Origin of the sequence: Niastella yeongjuensis, assembly GCF_900110245.1 — a bacterium.
Lineage (GTDB): Bacteria > Bacteroidota > Bacteroidia > Chitinophagales > Chitinophagaceae > Niastella > Niastella yeongjuensis.
Genome location: NZ_FOCZ01000007.1, coordinates 20284 through 46379 on the forward strand (window position 1 = coordinate 20284; position 26096 = coordinate 46379).

Annotated in this window: 20 protein-coding genes; 14 read left to right on the forward strand and 6 right to left on the reverse strand. The window is 46.9% G+C overall.

Translation table 11 applies throughout. The annotated features are described in order from the left end of the window. Nucleotides 1–11: 11 nt before the first annotated feature. Entirely contained in the window at nt 12–3260 is a 3249-nt protein-coding gene (locus tag BMX95_RS19070; protein WP_081204081.1) for an AsmA family protein, read from the forward strand. Between the two features lie 449 nt (nt 3261–3709). Here BMX95_RS19070 and BMX95_RS19075 read toward each other — a convergent pair whose 3' ends face one another. Continuing rightward, nucleotides 3710–5311 (reverse strand): ABC-F family ATP-binding cassette domain-containing protein, encoded by a 1602-nt coding sequence (locus BMX95_RS19075; RefSeq protein WP_242673250.1) that lies wholly within the window; start codon nt 5309–5311, stop codon nt 3710–3712. A gap of 219 nt (nt 5312–5530) precedes the next feature. After that, on the reverse strand, nt 5531–6871 hold the full coding sequence (locus tag BMX95_RS19080; protein ID WP_081204077.1) for an ankyrin repeat domain-containing protein: 1341 nt from the start codon (nt 6869–6871) through the stop codon (nt 5531–5533). 58 nt (nt 6872–6929) lie between these two features. Between BMX95_RS19080 and BMX95_RS19085 the strand changes: the two genes are divergently transcribed. The 8 genes from BMX95_RS19085 to BMX95_RS19120 all read left to right on the forward strand — a co-directional run bounded on the left by BMX95_RS19085 (nt 6930) and on the right by BMX95_RS19120 (nt 15341). Next, nucleotides 6930–7490: a helix-turn-helix domain-containing protein gene (locus tag BMX95_RS19085; protein WP_081204075.1), complete on the forward strand. Its 561-nt coding sequence runs from the start codon at nt 6930–6932 to the stop codon at nt 7488–7490. 299 nt (nt 7491–7789) lie between these two features. Continuing rightward, nucleotides 7790–10039 (forward strand): heavy metal translocating P-type ATPase, encoded by a 2250-nt coding sequence (locus BMX95_RS19090; RefSeq protein WP_081204073.1) that lies wholly within the window; start codon nt 7790–7792, stop codon nt 10037–10039. Nucleotides 10040–10049: 10 nt separating this feature from the next. Further along, entirely contained in the window at nt 10050–10262 is a 213-nt protein-coding gene (locus BMX95_RS19095; protein ID WP_081204071.1) for a heavy-metal-associated domain-containing protein, read from the forward strand. Nucleotides 10263–10350: 88 nt separating this feature from the next. After that, nucleotides 10351–11265: an STM4015 family protein gene (locus BMX95_RS19100; RefSeq protein ID WP_081204069.1), complete on the forward strand. Its 915-nt coding sequence runs from the start codon at nt 10351–10353 to the stop codon at nt 11263–11265. 6 nt (nt 11266–11271) lie between these two features. Continuing rightward, complete coding sequence (locus BMX95_RS19105) at nt 11272–12387, forward strand: STM4014 family protein (protein ID WP_081204067.1); 1116 nt, start codon at nt 11272–11274, stop codon at nt 12385–12387. Nucleotides 12388–12404: 17 nt separating this feature from the next. After that, a complete protein-coding gene (locus BMX95_RS19110; protein ID WP_081204154.1) occupies nt 12405–13205 on the forward strand; it encodes an STM4013/SEN3800 family hydrolase in 801 nt (266 codons plus the stop codon). After that, nucleotides 13198–14499: an STM4012 family radical SAM protein gene (locus BMX95_RS19115; RefSeq protein WP_081204065.1), complete on the forward strand. Its 1302-nt coding sequence runs from the start codon at nt 13198–13200 to the stop codon at nt 14497–14499. Before BMX95_RS19110 ends, BMX95_RS19115 begins: the two co-directional genes overlap by 8 nt. Then, nucleotides 14496–15341, forward strand: coding sequence for an STM4011 family radical SAM protein (locus BMX95_RS19120; RefSeq protein WP_081204063.1), 846 nt, complete (start codon nt 14496–14498; stop codon nt 15339–15341). Before BMX95_RS19115 ends, BMX95_RS19120 begins: the two co-directional genes overlap by 4 nt. 198 nt (nt 15342–15539) lie before the next feature. On the opposite strand, the gene BMX95_RS19125 is transcribed toward BMX95_RS19120, so the two are convergent. Both BMX95_RS19125 and BMX95_RS19130 read right to left on the reverse strand, forming a co-directional pair. Next, nucleotides 15540–16874, reverse strand: a complete 1335-nt coding sequence (locus BMX95_RS19125) for a glycosyltransferase family 4 protein (protein ID WP_081204061.1) — start codon at nt 16872–16874, stop codon at nt 15540–15542. Continuing rightward, a complete protein-coding gene (locus BMX95_RS19130) occupies nt 16871–17851 on the reverse strand; it encodes a glycosyltransferase (RefSeq protein WP_081204060.1) in 981 nt (326 codons plus the stop codon). Before BMX95_RS19130 ends, BMX95_RS19125 begins: the two co-directional genes overlap by 4 nt. Before the next feature lie 646 nt (nt 17852–18497). Between BMX95_RS19130 and BMX95_RS19140 the strand changes: the two genes are divergently transcribed. Beyond that, nucleotides 18498–19649, forward strand: a complete 1152-nt coding sequence (locus tag BMX95_RS19140) for a KGG domain-containing protein (RefSeq protein ID WP_081204056.1) — start codon at nt 18498–18500, stop codon at nt 19647–19649. 104 nt (nt 19650–19753) lie between these two features. Then, entirely contained in the window at nt 19754–20374 is a 621-nt protein-coding gene (locus BMX95_RS19145; protein ID WP_081204054.1) for a YciE/YciF ferroxidase family protein, read from the forward strand. 262 nt (nt 20375–20636) lie between these two features. On the opposite strand, the gene BMX95_RS19150 is transcribed toward BMX95_RS19145, so the two are convergent. Together BMX95_RS19150 and BMX95_RS19155 are read right to left on the reverse strand one after the other, a co-directional pair. Next, nucleotides 20637–22055, reverse strand: a complete 1419-nt coding sequence (locus tag BMX95_RS19150) for an alpha/beta hydrolase family protein (RefSeq protein ID WP_133054069.1) — start codon at nt 22053–22055, stop codon at nt 20637–20639. A gap of 123 nt (nt 22056–22178) precedes the next feature. Beyond that, entirely contained in the window at nt 22179–23213 is a 1035-nt protein-coding gene (locus BMX95_RS19155) for an LLM class flavin-dependent oxidoreductase (protein ID WP_081204052.1), read from the reverse strand. Nucleotides 23214–23531: 318 nt separating this feature from the next. On the opposite strand from BMX95_RS19155, the gene BMX95_RS19160 reads away from it, so the two are divergent. The 3 genes from BMX95_RS19160 to BMX95_RS19170 all read left to right on the forward strand — a co-directional run bounded on the left by BMX95_RS19160 (nt 23532) and on the right by BMX95_RS19170 (nt 26075). Continuing rightward, nucleotides 23532–24080, forward strand: coding sequence for a TetR/AcrR family transcriptional regulator (locus BMX95_RS19160; protein WP_081204051.1), 549 nt, complete (start codon nt 23532–23534; stop codon nt 24078–24080). 323 nt (nt 24081–24403) lie between these two features. Beyond that, complete coding sequence (locus BMX95_RS19165) at nt 24404–25270, forward strand: alpha/beta fold hydrolase (RefSeq protein ID WP_081204050.1); 867 nt, start codon at nt 24404–24406, stop codon at nt 25268–25270. 34 nt (nt 25271–25304) lie between these two features. Continuing rightward, nucleotides 25305–26075 carry an SDR family oxidoreductase gene (locus BMX95_RS19170; RefSeq protein WP_081204049.1) on the forward strand — a complete coding sequence of 257 codons (771 nt, stop codon included), beginning with the start codon at nt 25305–25307 and terminating at the stop codon, nt 26073–26075. The last annotated feature ends 21 nt before the right edge of the window (nt 26076–26096 follow it).

A 26096-nucleotide genomic window follows, 5' to 3' on the forward strand; every position in this document is an offset into this window, starting at 1 on the left:
CCAATTCGTCCATGAAAAGCAAGACGCGTAAAAGGCTCATTCGGTTTTTGTTAATACCGATCCTGGTAATAGTACTGTTGTTCGGAACAGCATTCATTATGCTGACCACCCAGCAAACCAGGCTGGTGAAAATGGCCTTAAAAGAGCTCAATAAAAAACTGCCCGGAACCATCTCCATTGAAAAAAGTGAGATTTCCTTTTTAGATAATTGGCCCTATATCTCCATCCGGTTAAGCGATGTGCGCTTTTATGCCACCAAACGCACCAGCGACAAACCCTTGTTTGCCGCAGAGCGTGTATTTGCCGGTTTCAGCCTGTCAGACATCCTGAATCAGAATTATAGAGTGAAAGTGATTGGTACCAGAAATGGCCACCTCGACCTGGTTGAAGAAAAGAACGGCCAGCTGAACATTGTGGAAGCCAGTCGCATGGCCCCCGATACCACCACCACTGCTGATACCGCCGAGTCGCCCCTGAAGCTCGATATCAAAAGGATCGTACTGAAGGGCATGACAATCTCTTTCATCGACAAACAAAACGATCAAACCATCGTTTCAACGATTGAAAAGATAACCTCGTCGATCCAGAATGACAGTCTGAAGATAAAAGCCGGGCTCGATGGCAAGTTCGTCATCGATTATACCAGTCCCGCTTACCCGACGCTGTTCCGCAATAAACACGTTGAAACGAACTTCAAGGTCACCTATGGCAAAACCAACGAATTGATCACCATCGATACCGGGAAGCTGAAATTGGAAGCGGCGGTGTTCAATGTGGCTGGTTCCTATAGCCTGCAGAAAAACAACAATGCCATCGATATCAAATTTGCCGGCGACAGGCCCGACCTGCAGCAGCTGTTTGCCTTTGTACCCGAATCGGCCGCCAAAGAAATAAAACGGTTTAAATACGACGGGCACGTAAACTTCGATGGAACGGTGAAAGGCAGTCTGGCCAATGGACAAATGCCCCGTATAGACCTGAATTTCGGCTGCTCTGATGCGTGGCTGCACAATTCTGAAACCAATAAGAGACTCGATTCACTGGCCTTTAAAGGCTATTATACCAATGGCGATGCCCACACCCTGAAAACATCGGAACTGCGTTTACTGGGTATGCACGCCAAACCAGGTACCGGCGTGTTTGACGGAAATTTCATCATGCGCGATTTTGAGAATCCCAAAATTCTCATGCAACTTAACTCCGATCTCGAGCTGGAATTTATTGGCGCCTTCCTGGGTATAAAAGACCTGCAGCGGATCACCGGTCAGATCAGTTTAAAAATGAATTTTAAAGAACTGATGGACATGAGCGCCCCCGAGCAATCGATGGGCAAACTAACTGAGGGTATACAAAGTGAACTGGCTGTTCGAAATCTTACCTTCCGCGTTCCGAATTATCCCTATAATATAGAACACCTGAACCTGCATGCCAACATGAAAAGCGGTTTTGTTACGCTGGACTCACTGGTTTGCAATATCGGGCATTCTGATTTTCATGTAGCCGGCTCGCTGAGCGATCTGCCTGCTATTTTCCACGCACAAACCAAACCCGTTCAGGCTACATTGCATGCACACAGCAACCAGATGATCCTGCGGGAATTGTTGAACATCGATACCGCCAAAACACATAAAGGAAAAGAAGAGATCTACGGATTCAACATCGGTGTATCACTGGAAACTTCAGTGAACGAACTGCTGCATCCCAACCCCTTGCCAAGAGGAATAGTGAAAATTGAACACCTTAACGCCGACTTTAAAAGATATCCGCACGAGTTCAAGGAGTTTGGTGCAGAACTCACCATCGCCGATACCATGCTGCGGTTAAAGAATTTTGCCGGCCACATCGATAGTTCAGATGTACAGTTCAGCGGCCGTGTAAACAACTATGCCCTCTGGTTCGATAAAGTGAAAAGAGGCCGCACCGAAATTGCGTTCGACCTGAAGTCATCACGCCTGGCAGTGAGGGACCTGTTGAGCCGCAAAAGCAAAAAAATGGTGCCTAAAGACTGGCACGATGAAGTGGCCACCAACCTGTGGTTGCGTTCAAAAAGTCAGCTGCGGTACGATTCAGTGTTCAAATTCGCTAATATAAGAATTGCCAATATCTCGGGCCAGTTAACCAAACACGCCATTCAACTGGACAGCATCAAAGGCAATGTAAAATTCAATACCGATAACTTTATAAAGATCGATACGCTCACGGGTAAAATTGGCCGCAGCGATTTCGATATCAACATGCGGTTGTACACCGGTAATGACAGCGCGCGCAAGATGAAGGAGAATTACCTGAAGTTCAACTCGCGTATGCTCGATGTGGACCAGCTGACCAATTACAAGTTTACGGCCATGGAGGAAACACCTTCCGCCATGCCCGATACCGCAGCTGTTGCAGCACATTCAACGACCCCGGTTCGTACCGTGGCTGTTTCAAAACATGCCAAAGCATTCAATATTTTCGAAACGCCTTTTCTTAATTTCAATGCCGCTATAAATATCGGCAAAGTGAAGTATCGCCGCCTGTGGATCAAGAACGTGGAAAGCAACATCCGTATGCTGGAGACCCACCACCTGTACCTCGATACCCTGCACATGGAAATGGCCGGTGGTAAGATCGATGCCCGCGCACATTTCAATGGCAGCACACCCGAAAAGATCTATTTAAGGACCCGCATAAAAGTAAACGATATAGACCTGGAGAAAATGCTGTTAAAGCTCGATTACCTGGGGCAGGATTATGTGATCAATAAAAACCTGAAAGGACATGTAACCGGTCAAATAAGAGGTTATATGCGCGTACATCCTGATTTAACACCCATGCTCGACCAGTCACAGGCAGAACTGAATGTAAACATTTACAATGGAGAGCTGGTGAACTTTGGGCCCATGGCCGCCATGGCGGCTTACTTCAAGGATAAGAACATGTCGAAGATCCGGTTCGACACCCTGAGTAATGTGCTTACGTTTAAGGACAATACGCTGAATATTCCCACCATGAATATCAACTCTTCATTGGGCTTTCTGGAATTCTCCGGCACCCAGTCGCTTGATATGAAGATGGCTTATTATGTACGCATTCCGCTGAAGATGGTAACCTCGGTAGGTTTCAATATGCTGTTCCATAAGAAGAAAGAAGAAGTAGATCCCGACCAGGTTGATGCCATCGAATACCGCGATAAGGATAAACGCATCCGCTTCATGAACCTGACTATTACCGGTACACCCGATAATTACAAAGTAGGTTTAGGTAAGAAGAAAGCATAATCATAAAACAAAGACCTGTCAGGTAGACGGCTGCCAACTGAAAATTCAGTAAGCTAAAGTCCACCTGACAGGTCTTACACTTTATACAATAGAAAAACCCCATCGAGTATGGGGTTTTTGGGTTCAATAATTTGCACTAAAAAAGAGTGTGTGCTTTTTCATGGGACCGAACATCGAACATTGACTCATAAGATATCGGACAAAACGGGGCCATCTTAAGACTGTCTGGTTGTACACCAGGAGTATTCAAATATAATAAGTAATAAAATAAATGAAAACGTTTTCTAAACTTTGTTTTGAAGTTAATAGAAAATTATAAGAAGTGTTTCTTCTTTAAATGTTTTTGTTACAATTGATTAAATGAGATTTTTTTCAAAAGTGATCCAGATCAAGATTTTTTGAAATCTGTTTAGCCTTCATTTAGCAACTCTTATTGATACAATAAGCGGTTAAACGTTAATTGTCCTTTTTACATTTACCTGCTCCGGAAAATGCTCATCATGCGAAACAGTTAACAAAGTTCCTTTATATGAATTGATGGCAACAGTCAATATCTCAATATTTTGAATATCCAGATTATTGGTCGGTTCATCCAACACGATAATATCGGGTGCCTGATTGCCAATGGTTAAACAGCACAAAAGTAACCGCATGCGTTCGCCGCCACTTAATGTGTTCCCTACTTTGTCCCAATCATCTTTCGTGAACAGGAAGCGGTTCAGCCTGATCTTGATCTCATGTTCCTGTAACCCCGTTTTATTGTATTGCTGTGCCTGTTCATACACAGTTTGCTGATTATTGATCAGTGAATAGTCCTGATCAATGTAAACGTTTTTATTGGCTGCACGGAATACGGTGCCGGTAGTTGGCTCCAGCTCACCCAGGATAATTCTGATAAGGGTAGTTTTGCCCGAACCATTCAGGCCTTTTATGGCGATCCGTTCCCCACTGTTTATTTGCAGCGTAAGGTTCTCCTGCCACAGGCGTTGTTTACCATATTCATGGTTGATGTCCCTTGCAGAAAAAAGCATCTTGCCAGCGTGTAACGCGGTGTTATCAAAACCCAGTTGCATTTTGTCTATGTCGGGCAAGTCATTGCGCAGAGCTTGTAGTTCATCGGATATCCAATTGATCTTTTCGCCATGGGCACCTTTGATCTTTGCGGTGCTGTTTTCTGCGCTGTTCCGCAGCGTGTTCATCATAATGCGGGCAACGCCTGCTTTTTCCTGTTTGCGTTTGCCGCGGGCATCCAGCTTTTGTTGCCGCTCCATGGTTTCGCGTTCTTTCTCCTTTGCCTTTCGCAATGCTTTTTCCTTGCTTTGAATATCCTGTGCCAGGGCATTATTGGCAATTGCTTTTTGTGCTGCGTAAAAGTCGTAATTGCCGCCATAGAGCGTTAACCCATGTTTACTTAGTTCCGCAATGGCAGATAAACCGTTCAGTAGTTTTCTGTCATGGCTCACTACGATCAATGCGCAGGAAGTGGTGGCTATGAATTCATACAGCAGGGCCCTGCCGGCAGTGTCCAGGTGATTACTGGGTTCATCCAGCAACACCAACTGCGGCTGATGAATGTGTATACCGGCCAGGAATACTTTTGTTTTCTGTCCACCGCTTAGTGTCGACATAGGTTGAGACAAATCCAGGTCATTCAATTGCCAGTACTGTAAAGCTTCCTGGCATCTTTCTTCTATCGTCCAGTCATCGTTCAACAGGTTCAGGTAATGTTCGGTAACATGTCCGGCCAGGATCTCTTTCAGTGCCTGCAATTTGCAATCGATGCGTAAGGCCTGGGCAACGGTCAGGTGGTTGAATTGTCCGAATAACTGTGGAATATAATAGGGCACGGTATCGGGTATAAGCTGTCCGTCATGCGGGGGCAATTCACCGGCTATGATCTTTAATAAAGTAGATTTACCGGTACCGTTGTTACCGATCAATGCAATTTTGTCCCGGCTGTTAACAGTCAGGTAAATGCCTTCAAACAACAATTCTTTGTTGGGATGTATATAAGAGAGGTTCTGCAGAAATAGCATAATTTCTTTCTTCAATAGTTAAACAAATAAAACAGTGCCCGCTTGCGGGTACCGTTACTATGTCAATTCTGAAAGAAATTATCTACTACATTAAGTCTGTATAAATGAAGAAGGATGCAAATGTACGAAAAAAACAGCTATAAGCATAAGCCCTAAGCTGTAAGCGAATACAGGGTTAAAGTCTAAAAGCTTTAAACTTTAAACTTTCAACTTTCAACTTTCAACTTTGAACTTTCAACTGTATTCATTTCTGCCTTCTGCCCGCTGCCTTTCTTCGATCAAAACATCCACTTCCTTATACCCACATGGATAAGGTATATGTTTTACCGAAGCCCCTGCATCTAACAAAGCTTTAACGGAATCGGGAGAGCGCCGTGCGGTCCAGTAAGAATCGACACAGGCCTTGATGGCCAGTGCTAATGGTGTTTGACCGTTTTTATCTGGAACATCGACGGGCGAACCTGCCGCGATCAGCGTTTTTACAACTTCCGGATAACCGCGAAATGCGGCAACATGGATGGCCAGGCTTCCGGTGGGAATGCCATAATACCCGTCGCCATTGCGGTAAGGTTCATTGGGTGGAATACCCAGGTTCAGCAGGTGTTGTACACCGGCTGCATTGCCGCAAAGGCTAAACCGTGCCAGTAATTCACCACCCATTTCTTTTAGTTGCGTAACACAGGCAGGTGATTGCATGGATAGTTGTTGCACCGCCTCACCATCATTTAGGGCACAGGCTGCTATCAGTTGAAATACACCCTGCTGTTTTATGTCAAAACCGCGTTGCGCAAATAACGACAATACATCACCCCGGCCTTCACAGCCGGCCATAGTGATGGCCGTAATGCCATTGCTCGATAAATGCGGATCGGCGCCGGCTTTGAGCAACAGTTCAAAGAATAACAATCCATTCGCACGTTTTAATGCATGGTGCAGGGCGTGCCAGCCCCGTCTTCTTTCCCCATTGGCATCAGCTCCATGCGCCAGCAGGTATTCCAGACCGCGCTCATCGTGCCAGTCTATTTTCCGTATCAGCATCATCGACAGGTTCTCCCGCGTAAGCCTGCCGGTTTCTACCAGCAGTTGCATGGCATCGTTGTCGTAGGTCTCCGGGGAATGATACACCGCTTCTTCGTCGTTAGGTTCAGCGCCACGTTCCAGCAACAATTTAGTAAGTGCTGCATGATGGGCTACACCAGCTGCTCCATATAAAGGCGTTTCAAACTCAGGGTAGGGGCCATTCGTCATGAACCCGGCATTGGGATCGGCGCCGCTATCGAGCAATGCCGTAGCAGCTGCTATAAAATCTGCTTCTTTTTCTTTATTCAATCGCAGGTATTTGGAAAGACACAGATAGGTAAGTGCATTACCGCCATAAGGCTCCGAGACGACTGTGGCATTGGCCGCATTATCCGCCAGCCACTCGCGCACAAGGTCCACATTGCCGGTAATGGCAGCCGTATATATGTCACTGGTAGCTATTTCGGGATGGGCAGCCAGCATTTGCTCTGCTTCTTCCAGCGAACCATGCCAGATGGCCGCTTTTATAAAGGCTATGCGTCTTTCTTCATTCATATGAGGCAATTGTAGTACCCTAAATTATCGAAAAAAATGGAAGCCGTATCTTTGCACTATGCAACTCTATATAAAAAATATGGTATGCGACCGCTGTATCCTGGTTATCAAAGAACAGCTGAACAAAGCAGGCATACCTTACCATAAAGTAAATTTAGGAGAAGTGGAGCTGGAAAATGAGCCTGCACCAGACCAGCTCGACAACCTGAATAAGGGTTTAACCGCCATTGGGTTTGAATTGCTCGATGATAAAAAGGAAAAGCTGGTAGAGAAAGTTAAGAATATCATAATCTCCCTGGTTCACCGGAGCGGGGAAGGTAATAATAAAAAACTTTCGGCCCTGTTGGAAGAAAAACTACAACTCGATTATCATTATTTATCCAATTTGTTTTCATCTACCGAAGGCATCACCATTGAAAAATATGCCATCCGCCAGCGCATCGAACGCGTAAAGGAATTACTTACCTATAACGAACTAAGCCTGAGCGAAATCGCCGATCAAATGGAATACAGCAGCGTCCAACACCTTTCCCAGCAGTTTAAGAAGGAAACGGGACTTACTCCGTCGCAGTTTAGGGAACTGAAGGATAAGTTCAGGAAGCCGTTGGATAAGGTGTAAAGGCAGTAGGCAGTAGGCAGTAGGAAAAAGGCAATGGGCAACGGGCAATAGGCAGGCAATGGGCAATAGGAAATAGGAAATACAGCTGCAACCTGGAACCTGTAATTAATACACCGGCTTTATGCTGCAAGCAAATACAGCTTTGGGTTTGGTTCTCAACTTAAAACTTTCAACTTAAAACTGTATTTCCTACTGCCCACTGCCTACTGCCTACTGCCCTCCAAATTATATAACTCCCGCGCCAAATGTTATAACAATGCACTAACTACATAGTGGGACCTTTGTGCAAACGAGTCCCCATGAGTACCATTGAAAAAGACAGATCGACAATAATAAAAACGGTAAGGAAAACCTTTCCCGTTCTGGAAATGACCTGTGCTGCCTGTGCAGTAAGCGTTGAATCGATGCTGAAATCGGCAGCCGGGGTATCAGATGCCGGAGTGAATTTCGCCAATCAAAACGCCTGGGTACAATACGACCCGGCCATTGCTACCCCGGCCACACTCCAACAAACAGTCCGCTCCATTGGCTACGACCTCGTTATCGATGAGGCCAACAGTCAGCAAATACAGGAAGCCGCGCAGCTGGACCATTACAACGAATTAAAGCAACGCACCATTTGGGCTTCGGTATTATCACTGCCTGTGGTGATCATTGGCATGTTCTTTATGAATATGCCCTATGGTAATTATATCTCTATGGCACTAACGCTGCCGGTTATTGGCTGGTTTGGCCGTTCATTTTTTATCAATGCCTTTAAGCAGGCCCGGCATGGCAAAGCCAATATGGATACCCTGGTAGCCCTAAGTACCGGGATTGCTTTTTTGTTCAGTGCTTTTAATACGTTGGCGCCAGGCTTCTGGCATGCACGGGGTGTTCACCCGCATGTGTATTACGAAGCTGCTTCCGTGATCATTGCCTTTATTTCACTGGGTAAATTACTGGAAGAAAGAGCCAAACACAATACTTCATCGGCTATTAAAAAACTGATGGGCCTGCAACCTAAAACAGTGCGCGTATTGGTAGGAGGTAAAGAACAGGAGCTGCCTGTTGCCAATGTATTGCCCGGACATAACATCCTTGTTCGTCCAGGTGAAAAGATCCCTGTTGATGGTGTGGTAACCAGCGGTTCCTCTTTTGTTGATGAAAGTATGATCACCGGTGAACCATTACCGGTGCAGAAAGAAAAAGACAGTAAAGTGTTTGCGGGTACAGTAAATCAGAAAGGCAGCTTTCAGTTCACCGCACAGAAAGTGGGGAACGACACCATGCTGGCCCATATTATAAAAATGGTTCAGGAAGCGCAGGGCAGTAAAGCGCCGGTGCAAAAGCTGGTAGATAAAATTGCCGGCATCTTTGTGCCGGTGGTCATAGGTATTGCTGTACTCACTTTCATCGTTTGGATGATTGCCGGCGGTGACAATGCCTTCACCCACGCCCTGTTAACTTCGGTTACGGTGCTGGTTATTGCCTGTCCCTGTGCATTAGGGCTTGCTACGCCCACCGCCATTATGGTAGGTATTGGTAAAGGGGCAGAAAATAATATCCTCATTAAAGATGCAGAAAGCCTGGAGCTGGCTTATAAAGTAGATGCCGTTATTCTCGATAAAACCGGTACCATCACCGAAGGAAAACCGGTAGTGGCCCAAATGAACTGGCTGACCGGCAAAGAAAACGATCCGGCCTTACAACAAATTCTGTACAGCCTGGAAGTGCAATCAGAACACCCCCTGGCCGAAGCAGTGCTCCATGCATTGAAACAACAGGGGGGGCAGGCGGGCGCTGTCAATAATTTTGAAAGCATTACTGCGCGGGGTGTTACCGGTATGGTTGGGTTGAACCGGTATTATGTAGGTAATAAACAGCTGATCGATGAATACCGGATAAACGTAAATGAAACATTGCTGCAGCAGGCGGCCCTGTTACAACAACGGGCCAATACGGTAATTTATTTTGCCGATGCGCAGCAGGTGCTGGCCATCATTGCCATTGCCGATAAAATAAAAGCTACCTCGGCCAACGCGATACAGCAATTACAGGCGAGGGGAATAGAAGTATACATGCTTACAGGCGACAATGAACAAACCGCCGCGGCCATTGCCGCCGAAGCCGGTATCAGGAATTTCTCTGCCGGTATGGTGCCGGCTGATAAAGCAGCTTTCGTAAAAAAACTGCAGGCGCAAAACAGGGTAGTGGCGATGGTGGGTGATGGCATCAACGACTCGCAGGCATTGGCCCAGGCTGATGTAAGCATTGCCATGGGCAGGGGATCGGATATTGCCATGGACGTAGCCACCATGACGCTCATCACGTCCGATCTGCAATCGATTCCCAAAGCCTTGTTGCTTTCGCGCAAAACGGTACGCACCATCAGGCAAAACCTGTTCTGGGCATTTATTTACAACCTGATTGGAATTCCATTGGCCGCCGGTGTTTTGTATGCGTTCAACGGGTTCCTGTTAAACCCCATGATCGCCGGTGCTGCCATGGCATTAAGTTCCGTTTCGGTAGTGACCAATAGTTTAAGATTAAAAACAACTAAAATTTAAATTCAACAGTATGGAAACAGTAAAATTCAAAACAACCATTAAATGCAGCGGCTGCGTGGCCACCGTAACGCCTTATTTAAATGAAGCCGTAGGCGAAAACAATTGGCAGGTCGACACACAGGACCCCAATAAGATCTTAACAGTTAATACCAATGATACCGCAAAAGAAAATGAAGTGATCCAAAAACTGCAACAGGCAGGATATAAAGCAGAGAAGATTTAATTTGTTCATCAAAAATTAATGTCATTTCACAATAACGTATACCTCGGGTCAATCACCAAAACGCTTATTTTTACAAAAACATATCCTTATGGTTGGTGCACATTTACAAACCTTTGTTAATAAACCTGTACAGGATTTTCAGCCCGCATCAGTGATTGACCCGGAGAAATACGTTTACAGACTGCAGGTACATTATGACGATGAAGGCGTAACCATCAGCGACCTGCTGGAAGCACTGGTACGCGACCCACAGGCAGGTAAGATAACAGAACTGATCATAGGCCAGTTCGACAACGAAGTGTCTGAATCGAGTTTTGAAGTAATTGATAAACTGGTTTCCCTCAAACACGATCTGAAAAACCTGAAAGCCTTGTTCATCGGTGAAATGACGTATGAGGAATGCGAAATTTCCTGGATCAACCAGACCGATATTACCCCCATCTTAAAAGCCTATCCGGAACTGGAGCATTTACAGATCAGAGGCGGAGATGGGTTATCATTCAGCGATCTGCAACACGATAACCTCCATACACTCATTATAGAAACCGGCGGCATGCCACCAAATGTAATCCAGGAGGTGAATGCAGCCCGTTTGCCCAACCTGCAAAAGCTGGAACTGTGGCTGGGTTCCGGGAACTACGGTTTCGCTTCCAAAGTCGAAGATTTTGCGCCTATCTTATCAGGCAAACAATTCCCCAAATTAACGCACCTCGGTCTCATGGATAGTGAGATCCAGGACGACATCGCTATAGCGGCTGCCCAGGCGCCTGTTGTAAACCAATTGCAGGTACTGGACCTTTCCAAAGGTGTATTAACCGATAAAGGCGGTGAAGCGTTGCGCGACAGTGCGGTTATCCGTAACCTGCAACACCTGAACCTGCGTTATCATTTTATGTCTGAAGACATGATGGCCCAGTTAAAGGCATTGAACATGTCTGTTAATCTGGACGAAAAGCAGACCGAGGACGATGAAGACTACCGCTTTGTTGAAGTAGCCGAATAAGCGTGCATGCAATTTACCATCATTGGCAATCCGGAGAACAGAAGGGTCACCGCATTTTGCGATACCCTCACGCAGCTCGGGCATAAGGATGCCCTGGTTATCCCATACAAATATTGGTTGAACCGCAAAAAGCGTCCATCCATTCCGGCAGGGAGTATTATAAAAATTGATTCTCCCGGTGAAGATGAGTTGGCGCGAACGCTGTTAGTGGCCAAAGGCAAAGACATTCCTTATGCCACTACAACACCGGCTGAACACGGTGAAATAAAAGACATGCCCGCGTGGTATGCCGGCTATTGTAACTGGCTGCAGGAAATGCAACTGCTGCTGCAGGAACAGCCGGAATTACAGGTGATGAATGATCCGGCAGATATTCAGCTGCAGTTCAATAAACCTGTTTGCCAGGAATTACTGGAACAACAGGGCATACCAGTGCCGCAAAGATTACCTGCCTTCACCCATTACGAGGAGCTGGTATTGTACATGCAACAGCGAAACATACATAAGGTATTTATAAAACCCGCCCATGCTTCTTCGGCCTCAGGTGTCATCGCCTTTCGCAAAGCAGGCCACCGGGTGCAGGCCGTTACCGCCGCAGAAATGGTTACGACTGGCAAGGGCGTTCAATTGTTCAATTCCCTGAAGGTACTGACCTATACGAATGAAGCAGACATTGCCACGCTGGTGAATAGAATGGTTGCGGAGAATGTATTTGCCGAAGAGTGGCTGCCCAAAGCAACCCTGCACGATCGCTTCTTCGATGTGCGGGTACTGGTGATCGCTGGTAAGGCGCGCCACACGGTTATCAGAACAAGCGCTACCATCTTAACCAATTTACACCTCGGTAACCGCCGGGGCGATCTAAACGAATTCAACGCCATCATTGGAAATAATAAATTACAGGAAATAAAACACCTGGCGGAACAGGCCGCTGCCTGTTTCCCAAAATCGCTGTACATGGGCATCGACATCCTGCTTACGGCCGACCTGCGAAAAACAGTAGTGCTGGAAGTAAATGCTTTTGGCGATCTGTTGCCGGGTTTACTGGATGAAGGAGAAACCTGCTACGAAGCACAGATAAATGCCATGATCAAAAAACAGCAACAACAGCCTATATGGTAACGGAGCAACCAATAAATATGAACGAAGTGGTGGCGCGTATGCACGTGCTCTTTGTTACGCTCGACAGTTTACGCTACGATGTGGCGGCTGCCTTATTCAGCGAAGCCGCCACGCCCAACTTTCAACAACACATTCCGGAAGGCTGGCAGCATTGCCATTCCCCCGGCAGTTTTACCTATGCGGCACACCACGCTTTCTTTGCCGGTTTTCTGCCAACACCTGTGGCCAATGCCAAAGCACCCCGTTTGTTTGCAGCCCGTTTTGCCGGCAGTGAAACCACCGGTGTCCATACGCTGGTGTTCGATACCCCGGATATTGTAACCGGGTTTGCCGGACACGGCTTCAGGACCATCTGTATTGGCGGTGTGGGCTTCTTTAACAGGCAAACTGCTTTAGGGCGGGTATTGCCCTCTCTTTTTCAGGAAAGCTACTGGGAGCCTGCTTATGGCGTTACAGACAAAAGCTCAACCCGCAATCAATTTGAAAAGGCCGCCCGGCTGGTAACAACGGCGGGGGAGCAACAGCTTTTTATGTTCATCAATGTATCGGCCATTCATCAACCCAATTATTTTTACCAGCCCGGCGCTGACACCGATTCCCTGCAATCGCATGGCGCGGCCATGCAATATGTAGACAGCCAGCTGCCCGTTTTGCTGAATGCATTCCGGCAAAGCGACCGCGATACGTTTTGTATTTTTTGTTCAGATCATGGCACTGCATATGGCGAAGACAATCATTACGGTCATCGCGTAGGGCATGCCACGGTTTGGGATGTACCTATGTCAACTTTTATTTTGAAAAAATCAGGCAATGGTTAAAACCTTATTTGATACTATTTACGAAGGATACGCGTATACATACCCGCATAAACACAGCTACCGCCGGTTAAATAACCTGTCTCTGCCAACGCTTTGGTCAGCAGAGAAAAAAGAGGCACTTTTCCTGTATCTGCATTTACCGTTCTGTGAAATGCGCTGTGGTTTCTGCAACCTGTTCACCATCGCCAATCCACAGGCCAATATGGTAGACGATTACCTGAAAACACTGGCGCGGGAAGCAAAGGCCATCAAACAACACATCAATCCCCGGTCGTTTGGACAAATAGCAGTAGGCGGTGGCACCCCCACCTTTTTACACTGGCAGCAACTGGAAAAGCTGTTTACTATAATAAGACAACTGGGCGCGCAGCCGGAACAGGTGCCCACTTCGGTAGAAGTGTCACCCGCTACGGTTACCCGCGAAAAACTGTCCCTGCTCAACGAACAGGGCGTTGACCGCATCAGCATGGGCGTGCAGAGTTTTTTAGAGAATGAAGTGAAAGCATTAGGCCGCCCACAGGAAAATAAAGAAGTATATGCGGCCCTCGATCTGTTGAAACAATATCCCTTTGCCACCATCAATGTCGATCTTATTTATGGAACGTACGGACAAACCCTGTCAACCTGGTTGCATTCGGTACAGGAAGTGATCCGGTATAATGTGGAAGAAGTGTTTATTTATCCGTTGTACGTGCGGCCGCTCACCGGCATCACCAGGCTCAGCCAGCCACAGGACGACAATCGCTTTATCTTTTATCGCGAAGCCAAACAGCTGTTGTTATCCGCTGGTTATAAACAGGTCTCCATGCGGATGTTCCAAAAGAAGGGGATAATACAAAAGCAAGCAGCCCGCAGTTATACCTGTCAGGAAGATGGGATGATCGGCTTAGGCGCTGGCGCCCGGTCGTATACCAGCGCTGTTCATTATTCCTCGGAATATGCAGTAGCGCGACAAAACATCCGCTCTATTATTCAGCAATACATTGCCCGCCCCAACTTTAATGAAGTGGATTATGGCATCGAGCTTAATAAAGAAGAACAACAACGGCGGTTTGTGATCAAGTCGGTGTTACATGGCACCGGCCTCGATCTGGAAAGATACAATAGCCTGTATGCACACGATGCACTGGAAGCATATCCTTTGTTGCCGGAATTATTAAAGGCTGACATGGCTAGCCTGCAAAACGGCATCTTTCAACTCACCAGTATGGGGTTGGACTATTCCGATGCTATTGGTCCGGCTTTGTACTCTGAACCCATAAAACAACTGATCACAGAATTTGAATTGCAATGACGCTTTCCATTTTATATCGCGGTGATCTGTCGAGTTGCAATTACGATTGTCCGTATTGTCCATTCGCCAAACGGAAAGACAGCAACGCAACGCTGACCACCGATGCGCAGCAGGTAACCCGTTTTGTGGACTATATCAAACAGCATCCGCACATCCAATTCAAGGTCTTTTTCACCCCCTGGGGTGAAGGACTGATCCGCCATTATTACCAGCAGGCAATGGTGGCGTTGAGTCATTGCGACCATGTAGAAAAAGTTGCCATTCAAACCAATCTCAGCTGCCGGCTGCACTGGTTACAAAAAGCCAATAAGGAAAAGATAGCCTTGTGGTCAACCTACCATCCCGGTCAGGTTAGCCGCGAAGCCTTTCTCGATAAATGCCGCCAGCTCGATGAACTGGGCGTTTCATACAGTGTAGGAATTGTTGGCTTTAAAGAAACCATTGCTGAAATCGAGACCATGCGCACGCTATTGCCCCCTGAAAAATATGTATGGGTAAATGCATTAAAGAAACAGGCTGACTATTACAACGAGGAAGAACGGCAGCGATTAATAGCCGTCGATCCCTATGTTCCCTATAACATGGTACACCACGAAAGCAAAGGCAAAGCCTGTCGAACCGGTGATACCGTGATCAGCGTAGATGGCCATGGAAATATTTACCGTTGTCATTTCATCAAGGAAAAACTGGGCAATTTATACCAGCATGAATTAACCACCCTGTTACAACCCCGCCTCTGCACCAACAACACCTGTGGCTGCCATATCGGTTACGTACATATGAACGATTTGGGTTTGTATGAAGTGTATAAGGGAAAAGAATTGGAACGGATCGTTTCTTAACTAAAAGGTAAAGGGCAGAAGGCAGAGGGCAGAAGTCAGAGAGGAACAGCCAAAAGCCTGCCTCCCCAATAAACTAAACCAGTATTGTGTGCTGCATAAAGAAGCGCGTGTCCGCCTTTGGCGAATGTGCGAAAAACGAGTGGCGCGCAGCATTGTATTTTTTTCTGCCCTCTGCTACTGCCTTTTGCACAGCCTTTTTCATATCACTGAACTTTTAAAAACGGGAAGCACATTCATAATGTGAAGCAGGGCTGCGTGATCGGATATCTTTTGTCTGGGCGGGGCCTTTGTCTGTTTCTGTACATCGGTCAGTACGCTGTTATAGGCCTGTTGAATAATGGTTGCCACTTTATACCAGGTAAATGTATGACGCACATGTTTAATGGCGTTTTTACATAGGGCAGTATGCAGCGGTGCATCATTCAACAGCTGGCATATTTTATCGGCAAGCTGGTCCGGATCGTGCGGCGGCACCAGGAAACCGGTATGCTCATCTACCACACTGTATTTAATACCACCCACATTACTGCCAATCACGGGCGTGCCGCAAGCCATGGCTTCCAGTGGCGTAATGCCAAAAGGTTCGTACCAGGGCGTGGAAATAAATACATCGGCAGCAGCATAATAATATTTCAATATCGAACGGGGCTTACGTCCTGTAAAGGTAACCAGGTCGTATACGCCGTTTTCAATAGCCACTTGTTGTAACCGGCCTATCTCCGGTGTTAACCCGGGATCGGGCTGATCGCTTTCGCCGCCCACTACCAGCAATTTCAAATTGCCACAGGTATAATGCCGGGCTATGCCCACGGCTCTTATCACATTGTCTACTCCTTTTCTGGGCACCATCCTGCCTAACTGCAGTATGATTTTGTCGTGTTGCGACAGCCGTAAAAAATCCCGCGCTACCGAACGCTCTACCGGATAAAAATCCCTTGGGTTGAACCCGCAGGGCACAATTACAATACGTGCGGGATCGGCGTCATAATGTTCCATCAGGTCTTCTTTGTCCTGCGGGCATTCGGCAATCAGTAAATTGGCATCGGCTACAATATGCTTTTCAATAATTGTTCTTTCGGGTGGAAAGGCATCCTGTTGTTTCTGATGCAGCTTGCGCACCAGTCCCAACGCATGAAAGGTGACTACATACGGTATGCCGGTTGCCTTTTTTATGTTCGAGGCTACCAGGGCCGACATAAAAAAATGCGCATGGATCAACTCATAATACAGTTCCTGCGTGCTCATAAAAAACAGCATTTGAAAAGTAAATTCCTGCATGTACTTCAACAGCTGTTCTTTGGGAACATAGGAACGCGGCCCCGCCGTAACATGAATAACCCGAACACCGGGTTTCCATTCCACGATATCGGGCATTTCGGTATTGTCCCTTCTTGTATAAATATCGATCTGGTATCCCTTGCGTGCCAGCTGCATGCTCAATTCGGCCACATATACATTTTGTCCGCCATTATCGATGCCGCCCGGCAGGGCCAGGGGCGAAGCATGTTCACTGATAAATGCGATGTTCTTCATACGGTCATCATTTTTTTATTGATAGCAAATTCAAAAACCTCATTCCATTCTCTGATGAACCGTTCCATATTGAATTGTTCCTGCGCAACAGCATGGCCACGCTGCCCCATGGTGGTGGCCAACGGCAGGTTATTTAACAATAATTTCATCCCTGCTATCAGCGCATCGACATCAGTATTGATAAAGGCCGATTCGCCATTGGTAAGCAGGTTGGCGTATTCTGTAGTGGCGAGCGATACCACCGGTATACCGGCCATCATGGCTTCGCATACGAAAAGACCAAAACTGGTATGCCGGATGGGATTGAATAAAAACCGGTAACGGGTAGTGAACGCGGTTAAACGGGGAAACAATACCTCACCCAACCCCCCATATTGTTCCGTGCCTATGCCGGCCAGGTCAATGGGTACTTCTGCGCGTACGCGGTCATAAATATCCCAGCCGGTTGTTCGGCCGCGCTCCTTTATGTGGTTGATCACTACAATTCCTTTCTTTAATTCGCCTGTATAAGTATGGGAAGCCTCGGTAATGCCATGCTGAATGACGCGTACCATCGGTACATTGTTCTTCCACATCAGCTTATTATAATGGGTAACATGCACCAATACCACCCTGGGATCGTACAATGGATGTGAAGAATCTACCGCATACGGCGAGGGCGCATTGTGCTCTAAATAAACAGCCGGTAATTTTCGTTGCTCGGCTGACAGTATTTCATACTGATCGATGCGGAAATTCTTTTCCGACTGAAACAGGATACAATCAAAATCCAGGGCTTTCACATGCGAAACCGGCACCTCTATTACATTATCGCCAAATAAAAATGTTTTTCCCCGGCCATAATAGCCTTCATTCTTTTTATCATTTACCGGAATGTAAATATCAAAATTGCATTGAGATAAATAGTACAAATAACTTCCATGAATGTGCCAGGTAAATATTTTCAACCTGTCAGGCTGATGAGATCTTGAAATCATAAATAATAGCTTATTTGAAATAGCTGTAGGAACGACTTAAAAAAGAATGCCGCGAGATCTTGTGGAAAAAGTATAGCTTTAAGTCTACAGGTCACGCTGTATTGTTTGGGAATTTGGGCCATCTTAACGGGTTGGTTTGCCTGGAAAAGATTATGCAACACCTCCCGCTTTTCATCGCAATGATTCTACGTATTTCTCGCGCTGTACACGATCTGCTCAAAAAAGAACGCGCATTATCAAAATTCAGCAGCCTCCAACCAGGCGAGAAGCGATTTATTATAGCATAAAAAAAGACTCCGGATGTACCGGAGTCCCTGTTAATTTCTCTCCCTTCGCTGGCATTATCCAGATCAGGTTATAAGGGTCTGTTCTCAGATCTCGCATTTCTGTTTATACTCCAATATTTCAGGATATAAACCTTGCTTTACAAAACCACCCCTTTATGAGAAATATCTATGGTAAAAGCTATAAAATATGTGCCAGTACAATTGAACAGGAATGCTACATCTATACGTACCATATTGAGGAAATAGTTCAGCATGAAAATCCCAGTTGAAAATTATTAAACAGCATATATAAACAACCCCTTCGCATCAAAATTGCAGGTATTATTATTCCAATTATCTAACGTTTAAACACTTTTGTTATGCAAAGAAGAGAACGGCAGAGCCGGCAGGATTACAGCCGCCGGCAAAATGAAGGAAACCGTGGTCGTTACGGATCACAAGGTGACTATGGAGACTTTGGACGTCAGCAGGGACAAGGCAGAATGGGTGGTTACGGCCAACAAACGAATTATGGTTACAGGGAACAGAATGACAGGAACAGATACAAAGGTGACTATGGACAGCATAGAGGGTATGGCAACTATGACCAGGGAAATTATGGACAACGTGGCAACTATGGTTATCAACAAGGCGGAAACTGGGGTCAGAACCAGGGATATGGTTCACAGCAGGGAGGCTTTGGTGGGTATGGTCACGAAGGCCAATATGGTCAGCGGGGACGTTACGGAGGCCAGCAAGGTGGTTACGGTGGATATGGCCAGCAAGGTGGTGGTGGCTGGAGCGGACAGCAAGGCCGTCAGGGAGGCTGGGGTGGCATGCAGGGCGGCTCTGGCGGTTGGGGACAACACCAGGGATATGGCCAGCACAGCGGCTATGGCCAATATGGACAGGGTGAAGATGACTATGATGAAGATTATAACCCCATGGTCTCACAGGGACGTTATCGTGGCAATGAGGAAGAAGAAGAAGATTATGGTCAGGATTATCGCGGCGGAGATGAAAACGATGATGATTACGATATGCAGGGCCGTTATGGTGAAGAAGGAGAAGAAGAGGGTTTCGATGAAGATGACGACGGTTATAAAGACTGGCAACACCAGATGGGCCATTCCCGCCGGGGTTTTGGCAGCATGCAGCATGAACAGGGCCACGGGCAGCGCATGTATGGCATGGGCAACCAATACGAACAGGAGCATGCATACGATCAGGGATACAACACCGGCCAGGGCCGTTATGGCCAGGAGGAAGAAGATGACTACAGTGCATGGCCACAGGGAAACCGCGGCATGGGCAGAAGCAGCTATGGCAGCTCCGGCACTTCACGTCGTGGCTTTGCCAGCATGCCAAAAGAAGAAGTACGCCGCATAGGCCGGATGGGCGGTGAGGCGTCACATAAAAACCAGGGCATGAATAACCGCTCTACTTCCGGCAACCGTTCCCAAATGGGTTCCGGTTCCAGTGGAAGAAAGAACCGCTCCGGTTCGAACCGCAGCAAAAGCAGTTCGAGATAAATAATTAGTTGTTTTATAGACAGGGTTATCCCCCCGAAGGATAGCGTGTTTGACACGCTGTCCTTCTTTTACCATCATTTTAATCATCCAAAATAGTTGGCATTATGGCAACAACTACAGATACAGGAAAAAGAAACGGTCTTACACCAGATACAACAGAAACAAAAAAGAAGGGCAGCCTGCAACAGGAAGAATCGCCGTCCTTCTTACAGAAATTTTTTATTGATCAGTTAAAGGATATGTATTATGCCGAACAGGAATTACTAAAGGCATTGCCCGAGGTAAAAAATGCGGCCACTACCGAAGAGTTGGAAGATGCCATAGAAGACCATATGAAACAAACCGAACGCCATGTAAAACGGCTGGAGAAGATCTTTCATATGATCGGACAAAAACCGGAGGGCAAGAAATGTGAAGCCATGGACGGATTACTCAGGGAATGCAGGAACATCATACGGGAAACGGAAGAACATACCATGACCCGCGATGCCGCCCTGATCATCGCTGCACAAAAAATAGAACATTATGAAATAGCCTCCTACGGCGGACTGGTAGCCCTGGCCGTTACCATGGGTATGGAGCGCGCAGCCGACATCCTCGATAAAACCTTAATGGAAGAAGAAGGTGCCGACAATATGCTCACCGACATTGCCGAAACCTACATCAATGTAGAAGCCGAGCACGAAGGAGCCTATAGCTGGGATAAGAAGATATGGGTAGTTTAATGAAGGGCAGAAGGCAAAGGGCAGAAGGCAAAGGGCAAAGGGCAAAGGGCAGAAGGCAGAGGGCAGAGGGCAGAAGGCAGAGAGAATACAGTTTAAAGTTTAAAACGGAAATCCCGGATCATTATGGTCCGGGGATTTTCTATTTGGTGGGACTTTAATGTATTTGCTTTAGGCTTTTGCTTTAGTCTTGCATTTGCTACTTACAGCCCCATTGCCCTTTCTTCAAATCTCTGCCCTCTGCCCTTTGCCTTCTGCCCTTCTCTTATCTCATAAGGCTTTCTATCTTGGCAAAGTTGATCGGCCTTCCTGCAAAGTCATTCTGCGCATGCAGCCTTGCTTTGTCATTAAAGCCATACTCCACTGCTTTCAGCAGATCGGCTTCAACGGCTGCCATATCATTCAAACGGGCATGAAGGATAGCAGAAAAATACCAGGCTTCACTATTGGTTGGATCAACCAGTTTATACAGGTTCACATAATATTCAGCGCCCACATCGCGGTGGTTGCCTACGAGTTGATTACTGAAAGAATAAAAAGCCAGCGACAAATACGCCAGTAAGCGTTGATACATGGCGCCCCGTGCGGTAGGCGATTTTGCTTTTGTTTGCAGATCGGCCACTTCCTTTTTCCAGTACTCCACATCGCCGCCGTTAAACTGCTGCATGTAGTTGGCCTTTATTGTTGCTTCCTCCTGCAGCAATTGTTGCCGCTCCTGGTTCTGTTCTTTAAAGGCTTGCTGGTTCATCAGGGACGTCGCTTTCTTACTAAAGAAGGCAGCTTCAGATGATAAGCCACTCAGCAGGTTGCTGGCCAGTGTACATTCAGCCACTGCTTTCAACAGGTTATTTTCTTTGGTGTAAATGTCTACAGCTATTTTACTGTCGGCTACAAAGGAATTGATGAGCGTTGTATTAACAGGTAACTGTTTTTTGCGCATGGCATCGAATTGAAAACCGGCGAAAGCGATGTCCATTGTCTTTTCGGGTGCCCATTCATGTTTGCCATTGAAGAGCATCAGGCGGTGGGGGGTGTTGGTTTTATCGAGTGCAGCCGAAACAGCAACCAGGTCACTCATGTTCATATCACCCTCGCCGGCTATGCCGGTAAAGCTGAATGCATAGTTACTAACTTCGGCGCCATCCGGCAAACCAGCCCCATTGGCAATTACGCCTTTTATTTCGGCATGGTTCAAGGCGGCAAAACCGGCTACTTTGGCGCCGCCGGAAAAACCGGCGGTATATATCCGTTGTTGATCTATCTTAAAACGCTGCTTTGTGTCGGCCGACAATATTTGCCAGATGGCATCAGTAACCTGCCAGTCGTTCCCGTTCTTTGAGTTATTACTGCCTATCAGCAGAAAACCGTATTTATCGGCCAGTGCTTTGTACTTCTCCAGGGGTAGGGCCCCGCTGGCATGCGGATCAAAAAAGTAGATCACCGGCAGGGCTTTTTTATTCCCGATGGCAGGAATATAAGCGGCGTATGACTGCTCCGCATCTGCCACACAGGTGATGGTGTCGATCACTTTACCAACCGCAAAAGAATCGATCTGCGCAACTGGTGCAACTACAAAGCTATCTTTCACAGGCACCCGGTGCCCGGTAGCCACAGTAGGATTATTGGCGCAGGCTTCGGCCCAAAAAGCAGCCATTAACAAGCCAGTGCAGGTGAGTAGTTTCATATGGCATCAAAGATATAATAAGCTTTAATAAAACAAAAGGCAGGTCCAAAAAGACCCGCCTTTCAACTATAAACTTAAAACATTCAACTTTAAACTTTCAACTTAAAACTTTGAACTTTCAACTTACTTCTTAGTATATTTCCTCACTTCCGGCGCTACTTTTGTTCCCAACAATTCAATAGCTTTCATCACTTTGTCATGCGGCATGGTGCCTACGCTTATATGCAACAGGAAACGGGTGAGGCCCAGCAGTTCCTGTTCGTACAGGATCTTTTCAGTAACCTCCTGCGGACTGCCAACAACCAATGCTCCGCGTTTGCTGCGCATGTGGTCAAAGGCCTGGCGCGTCATGGGCTGCCAGCCACGTTCTTTTCCCAGCTGTGTCATTACATAATTGTAGGAAGGATAAAATTCATCTGCAGCCTGTTGGGAGGTTTCGGCAATATACCCGTGTGAATGCACGGCTAATTGGAGTTTTTGCTCATCATGACCGGATTTCTTATACGTGTTCCGGTACAATTGTGCCAGACCGGCAAAGTTATCGGGACTGCCGCCAATGATGGCCATAGCCAGGGGTAAGCCGTAGGAAGCGGCGCGCATGACCGATTGCGGAGTACCACCCACGGCTACCCATACCGGTAATTCAGCCTGATAGGGGCGGGGATAGATGCCCAGGTTATCGATAGCCGGACGGAACTTTCCCTTCCAGCTTACTTTTTCGTTTTTAGTCAGTTCAACCAGCAGATCGAGCTTTTCGGCAAACAGGTCGTCGTAATCGTTCAGGTTGTACCCAAACAGCGGAAACGATTCAATAAATGATCCGCGACCCGCCATGATCTCTGCCCGGCCATCGCTGATCAGGTCAACCGTGGCAAAGTCCTGGAACACCCGAACCGGGTCTGCAGAACTTAAGACGGTCACGGCGCTGCTTAGCTTTAATTTCTTGGTTTTGGCAGCGGCTGCAGCCAGAATAACAGCAGGGGAGGAGGCGATGAAATCGGGCCGGTGGTGCTCACCAACCGCAAAAACATCCAGTCCTACCTGGTCCATCAATTCCACTTCTTCCATCAGGTCTTTCATGCGCTGATGTTGCGAAATACTTTTCCCCGTAGCCGGGTCGGGTGTTAATTCAACAAACGTACTGATACCAATTTCCATGTTATGATTGTTCCTCTTTTTTATATGATTGTTTCGCTTATAAGTATTAGATGCGGGCAGAGGGCAGAAGGCAGAGGGCAGAGAGAAAACAGTTTAAAGTTTAAAGCTCTAAGTTGAGAGCTGAACGCTAAATGCCATTAATCGCGAACCCGATAAATGGAGTAATCCATCTCTGCCCTTTGCCCTTTGCCTTCTGCCCTTCTAATCAACCAAAAGTATATCAATTTCGTTCATCCCCCGTACTATACAAAAGGGAAGCGGCCCGGCTTCAAATCAGACAGACTTGTCTGTTTCATTTAACTGGTGTAGCTTTGTTGTATGACTACGGACAGGAAAAATTCAATAAAACAGACTGTTATCGATACTGCTTCCCGCCTGTTCTATAAACAGGGGTATGGAAATACCGGTATCAACCAGATTGTGGAGGAGTCAGGGGTGGTGAAGTCCTCTTTGTATACGGCTTTCAGAACCAAGGAAGACATTCTGATGGCTTACCTCGAAACGGCAGGCGAAGCCACCGATAAGGCATTAAAGCAGGCTTCGGAAAAAGGAAACAGTCCCAAAGAAAAAGTACTGGCGGTATTTGATTACCTGATCGACCTGGTGCAGCAAAAAGAATACAACGGCTGTAATTTCCTCAATATAATCGCAGAGATCCCGGCCGGTACGGAACGCGTGGTAAAACAGATCCAGCATCAGAAAAACAACGTGCGTACGTTGTTCACGCAGCTGTTGACGCCCATCGGAAAAGAACAACTGGCCGATGAGATCTATGTACTGTTCGAAGGCTCACTCATGGCCAATAAAGTACATAACCGGGTATGGCCCATTGAACGCGCCAAAAACATCATCAACCACTTATTATAGCCCGGTTTCAGGAATCCCTTCCCGGGAGGAGCAGGGGTGGTTGTATTTCCCTCTGCCACTGCCTTTGGCATTTCTTTCTGCCTCGCCCGACGAATCCGGCAACTGGCGGAGGAGTAGCGTCGTCTGCCCGTTGTTCATAAAATCGGCAAAATCTTCTAAATAAATAAAAACAGACTTGTCTGTTTCAAGCCTTTTCCTTTACCTTTGATTTGTCAAAGGAGCCGTAACAATAGTTAACCTGGTATTTGCATGTCCTCGCTCTTTTGCTATAAAAAACAGACTTGTCTGTATTTATTCGCCCGGTAAATATAAAACCAATAAATATGAGTTTTACAATCAATTATCGCAACATTAAAGTAAATGAACTAAACATCTTTTATCGCGAGGCAGGTGTGCCCGGTGCACCGATAGTATTGTTGTTACATGGTTATCCCACTTCTTCGCACATGTTCCGGAACCTGATCCCGATCCTGAGCGAACAGTATCATGTGATAGCGCCCGATCTGCCCGGTTTTGGTTATTCAGATAAACCATCACTCAAGGCGTTTGCTTATACGTTCGATAACCTCGCCAGCCACATCCAGGGGTTTATTGACCAATTGGGCTTGCAACGGTTTGCGCTGTATGTATTCGATTATGGGGCGCCGGTAGGTTATCGCCTCGCGGTGGCCAATCCCGAAAAGATCACTGGTATTATTTCTCAAAACGGCAATGCTTACATAGAAGGATTAAGCGAAGGCTGGAACCCCATTCAAAAATACTGGCAGCAACCCACCCTCGAAAACCGGAATGCATTGAAAATGATGACCACGCTTGACCTAACAAAATTTCAGTATTTTACGGGTGTGGAGGATGAATCACTGATTGCACCCGAGTCATATACCCTCGATCAATACTTCCTCGATCAGGAAGGCAATGTAGAAATTCAGCTGGACCTGTTTAAAGACTACGCCAATAACGTGGCCCTGTATCCCACATTTCAAAATTATTTCCGGGAAAAGCAACCGGCATTTCTGGCTGCCTGGGGCAATAAAGATCCTTTCTTTTTACCAGCCGGCGCCGAAGCCTATAAAAAAGACATCCATAACGCTACCATAAAATTCTACAATACCGGACACTTTGCGCTGGAAACACATGCGCCCGAAATTGGTGCAGACATAATCAACTTCCTGGCAAAACTGCCCCGTTAACAAACGCATTCATTCAAGTGTAAAGACATTACTTATGGAAACAAAAGTTGCAATAGTAACCGGGGCAAGCGCCGGCATTGGCCGGGCTACCGCTGTAAAACTGGCTAAGGATTTCAACCGGGTGGTATTGGTAGGCAGACGGGCAGAGGAATTGGAAAATACCGCCGAAAGTATCAGGGCAATGGGGGCGGAACCGCTCATTATTGTCGCAGACCTTAGGCAGGCAGCCGCGGCAGACCAGGTGATCAGTGAAACCAATAATAGGTTCGGTCGCATCGATGCGTTGTGTAATATCGCCGGTGCTGTGCCGCAGATCAACCTGTTTGAAATGACCGATGAACAATGGAACGATGGCGCGGAAGGTAAACTGCATGGCGCCAGAAGGCTAACTATCAAAGCCTGGCCAATGCTGAAAGCGGCTAAAGGATCGGTTGTTTTTATGTCTGGTAGTTCAGCAGAAGCGCCCAAACCCGGCTTTGCCGCTGTTGCAACACTTAATGCGGCCATCTGCGCCCTTGCTAAAGCTTTTGCCGAACAGGGGCTGCTGGATGGTGTTCAGGTGAATAGTCTGTTACCCGGTCCCGTTATGAGCAACCGCCGCATGCAGTTTCTTACAAAATGGGCGACAGCCAATAATCTTTCTATAGCAGCAGCGCAGACAAAATTCCTGGCAGAAGCACACCTGGAGCGCTATGGCGAACCGGAAGACATTGCCGAACTGATCGCCTTTATGGTATCGCCCGGGGCCAAATGGCTCATGGGTACTGCTATCCGGATGGATGGCGGCGAAATAAAATCAATATAAACTAGTTGGCTTGCAATCGTT

What these genes read in the sequence shown, in the direction of transcription:
- BMX95_RS19105 (WP_081204067.1), top strand. Translation starts at nt 11,272, where the DNA reads ATGCAATTTACCATCATTGGCAATCCGGAGAACAGAAGGGTCACCGCA.
- BMX95_RS19125 (WP_081204061.1), bottom strand. Translation starts at nt 16,874, where the DNA reads ATGAAGAACATCGCATTTATCAGTGAACATGCTTCGCCCCTGGCCCTG.
- BMX95_RS19070 (WP_081204081.1), top strand. Translation starts at nt 12, where the DNA reads ATGAAAAGCAAGACGCGTAAAAGGCTCATTCGGTTTTTGTTAATACCG.
- BMX95_RS19090 (WP_081204073.1), top strand. Translation starts at nt 7,790, where the DNA reads ATGAGTACCATTGAAAAAGACAGATCGACAATAATAAAAACGGTAAGG.
- BMX95_RS19085 (WP_081204075.1), top strand. Translation starts at nt 6,930, where the DNA reads ATGCAACTCTATATAAAAAATATGGTATGCGACCGCTGTATCCTGGTT.
- BMX95_RS19130 (WP_081204060.1), bottom strand. Translation starts at nt 17,851, where the DNA reads ATGATTTCAAGATCTCATCAGCCTGACAGGTTGAAAATATTTACCTGG.
- BMX95_RS19100 (WP_081204069.1), top strand. Translation starts at nt 10,351, where the DNA reads ATGGTTGGTGCACATTTACAAACCTTTGTTAATAAACCTGTACAGGAT.
- BMX95_RS19115 (WP_081204065.1), top strand. Translation starts at nt 13,198, where the DNA reads ATGGTTAAAACCTTATTTGATACTATTTACGAAGGATACGCGTATACA.
- BMX95_RS19170 (WP_081204049.1), top strand. Translation starts at nt 25,305, where the DNA reads ATGGAAACAAAAGTTGCAATAGTAACCGGGGCAAGCGCCGGCATTGGC.
- BMX95_RS19155 (WP_081204052.1), bottom strand. Translation starts at nt 23,213, where the DNA reads ATGGAAATTGGTATCAGTACGTTTGTTGAATTAACACCCGACCCGGCT.
- BMX95_RS19150 (WP_133054069.1), bottom strand. Translation starts at nt 22,055, where the DNA reads ATGAAACTACTCACCTGCACTGGCTTGTTAATGGCTGCTTTTTGGGCC.
- BMX95_RS19080 (WP_081204077.1), bottom strand. Translation starts at nt 6,871, where the DNA reads ATGAATGAAGAAAGACGCATAGCCTTTATAAAAGCGGCCATCTGGCAT.
- BMX95_RS19145 (WP_081204054.1), top strand. Translation starts at nt 19,754, where the DNA reads ATGGCAACAACTACAGATACAGGAAAAAGAAACGGTCTTACACCAGAT.
- BMX95_RS19165 (WP_081204050.1), top strand. Translation starts at nt 24,404, where the DNA reads ATGAGTTTTACAATCAATTATCGCAACATTAAAGTAAATGAACTAAAC.
- BMX95_RS19095 (WP_081204071.1), top strand. Translation starts at nt 10,050, where the DNA reads ATGGAAACAGTAAAATTCAAAACAACCATTAAATGCAGCGGCTGCGTG.
- BMX95_RS19160 (WP_081204051.1), top strand. Translation starts at nt 23,532, where the DNA reads ATGACTACGGACAGGAAAAATTCAATAAAACAGACTGTTATCGATACT.
- BMX95_RS19140 (WP_081204056.1), top strand. Translation starts at nt 18,498, where the DNA reads ATGCAAAGAAGAGAACGGCAGAGCCGGCAGGATTACAGCCGCCGGCAA.
- BMX95_RS19120 (WP_081204063.1), top strand. Translation starts at nt 14,496, where the DNA reads ATGACGCTTTCCATTTTATATCGCGGTGATCTGTCGAGTTGCAATTAC.
- BMX95_RS19110 (WP_081204154.1), top strand. Translation starts at nt 12,405, where the DNA reads ATGAACGAAGTGGTGGCGCGTATGCACGTGCTCTTTGTTACGCTCGAC.